The sequence below is a fragment of the Spiroplasma sp. hy2 genome, assembly GCF_044714365.1.
Taxonomy (GTDB): domain Bacteria; phylum Bacillota_I; class Bacilli_A; order Mycoplasmatales; family Mycoplasmataceae; genus Spiroplasma; species Spiroplasma phoeniceum.
On the sequence record NZ_RXFZ02000245.1, the window covers coordinates 1 to 1185 of the forward strand.

At 24.2% G+C, this 1185-nt stretch carries 2 protein-coding genes; both read right to left on the bottom strand.

Translation table 4 applies throughout. From position 1 onward, the window contains the following. Positions 1 to 323: hypothetical protein (locus tag EHV01_RS05785; RefSeq protein WP_422066630.1), on the bottom strand; the 323-nt coding region annotated here is incomplete at its 3' end. Between the two features lie 409 nt (positions 324 to 732). Then, a complete protein-coding gene (locus tag EHV01_RS05790; protein WP_422066632.1) occupies positions 733 to 1071 on the bottom strand; it encodes a hypothetical protein in 339 nt (112 codons plus the stop codon). Positions 1072 to 1185 lie beyond the last annotated feature (114 nt).

Sequence of the window (1185 nt, forward strand, 5' to 3'; positions counted from 1 at the left end):
TTTTTTATATAATTATCAATATATTTTGTTAATATTTCTTGTGATACTTCAATTTGTCATATACCACTTTTTTCAGTATTTGCCCAAGGAATAATAGACAAAGTATTAGATCTAAAAATACTATTTTTTCATACATATTTAGCATCTGCTTCACTTAACATAATTGGTCTATCTTTATGATTAGTATCAGGGCGACCAAATCAAGTATGATATTCATTTTTAAAACCATAATTATCAGGGTTTATTTTAGTTATAGTTTGTGATTTATAAAACTTTGCTTTTTCTAATAAACTAATAACATCTGGTGAAAATTCTATTTTCATATTAGTAGGATATGTATAACTTGCAACACCATCACTACTATTTTCACCACCACTAGAATATTCAATCCCAGTTCTTATTAAATATTGAGTTTGTAAACAACAAGCAATTTTTACATAATTAATGCGTTTTTTATCAATCTCACTATTTGGATCAAGTAATGGAAATTCCGTTTCTAAACGATAACCACAAATACTATCTAATTGTAAACTTGCTCTTGAAATACCTTCAATTAAATAATTTGAAATATTATCATCATAAAGTTTTTTACCATTATTGTGCTACTAATTTATCAAACCCCTCTCAATTTTTAAACTCTTCTAATGTTATTAATTTAAAACTTTCTAATTTTGTTATATCTGCCATAATTTCACCTCTTTGCATCACCATTATAAACAAAAAAAGTCTTTTTTAGACTTTAATTGTTTTATTAGATAATTTAATATCTTTTTTAGAAATTGATTTTTTGGCTCTTTGTACTTTAACAATTTGATTAAATTCATCTTCACTAATAGGTTTATTTGTTTCTAATACTTGTGCTCATTCAGTATTACCAAGACCCAAAGTATTAGCAGTTTGAATTAAACCTAAATGAATAGCTTCTAATATTTCTTGTCCTACTACTTTATTTGTAGACTCTTTAAGTTTATTTTTAGTTACTTTTTTAATTAAAAGTTCCAATCCTTTATAACCTAAAATACCTACAAAACAAGCACCAACACCAATACCAACTAAGATTTCATAATTCATATTTTATCTTCCTTTCTTAATTTTTACGACACCATCTTAACATCACCATAAAAATAATCAACAATTTAATTAAAAAGTGTTGAAATAATATTTTTTATTGATTTTATATAAAAA